This window comes from Streptomyces cacaoi (genome assembly GCF_006539165.1).
GTDB lineage: Bacteria > Actinomycetota > Actinomycetes > Streptomycetales > Streptomycetaceae > Streptomyces > Streptomyces cacaoi.
In genome coordinates, this window is the sequence record NZ_BJMM01000172.1 from 1 (window position 1) to 1,075 (window position 1,075).

1 protein-coding gene is annotated in these 1,075 nt (G+C 75.2%); it reads right to left on the reverse strand.

Features of this window, described 5'->3' with window-relative positions; translation table 11 throughout:
* On the reverse strand, positions 1-1,075 hold a 1,075-nt coding region (locus tag SCA03_RS36705; protein WP_230989121.1), incomplete at both ends, for a condensation domain-containing protein.

The window sequence follows — 1,075 nt, forward strand, 5'->3', positions numbered from 1 at the left end:
TCCGGGGCGCAGCCCGGCGCTGCCCGATTCGGCCAGCCGGACCGCCAGGGCCGCCACGGTCGGCGCCTCGAACAGGGTGCGGACGGTGAGTTCGGTGCCGAGGACGGTGCGGATCCGGCTGGCGAGCCGCACCGCCTGGAGGGAGTGCCCGCCGAGCGCGAAGAAGTCGTCGTCCACCCCCACCCGGGGCACGCCGAGGACCTGCGCGAACAGCGCGCAGAGCAGCTCCTCGCGCAGGTTCGCCGGGTGCCGTGCCGAGCCCTTGGGGGCGTTGTCGTCGGCCGCGTGGCCGGGCTCCGGGCCGAGCGGCTGGAGCCGCCCCTCGCGGTCCCAGCGGGCGCGGTCGCCGGTGGGTCGTATGCGGCTCCCATCGTCCGTGAACGGGCAGGGCACGGAGGCGTCGTCGTCCTGGGCCGTGCCGTCGAGGACGTACACGTCGCCGGGCACGCCCGGGGGCACGGGGGTGCGGTGGGCGTCCAGGATGTAGACGCGCGCTTCGGGGCCGGCGTAGTGCGGCTGGCGGCGGGGCCACTCCTCGACGACGGCCCGGCGTTCGGCCGGGTCGAGGATCCCGGCCGTGCGGGCGGTGCGGCCGGGGTCGCGGACCATGTCGTCGAGCACGCGCAGCAGGCGCGCGACGAGGGTCTCGGCGGTGGCGTCGTCGAACAGGTCGGCGGCGTAGATGAGCGCGCCGTCCATACCGGCGGGTCCGCCCTCGGCGTCGAAGCGCTCAGCGAGCTGGATGTCCAGGTCGAACTTGGCGTCGCGCGTGCCGTACGGCACCGTTTCGACGTCGGCGCCGGTCAGTTCGGGGACGGTGAGTGGGGTGGACTGCACCTCCAGGACGACTTGGACGAGGGGGTGTCGGCCCATGGAGCGGGCCGGTGCCAGCTCCTCGACCAGCCGCTCGAAGGGGACGTCCTGGTGTTCCAGGGCGCCGAGCGCGGCCTGCCGCACCCGGGCCAGTACGTCGGCGTAGGTCGGGTCGCCGGACAGGTCGGTGCGCAGCACCAGGGTGTTGACGAAGAAGCCGACCAGGTCCTCGGCGGCCTCGTCCGTGCGGCCCGCGACGGGG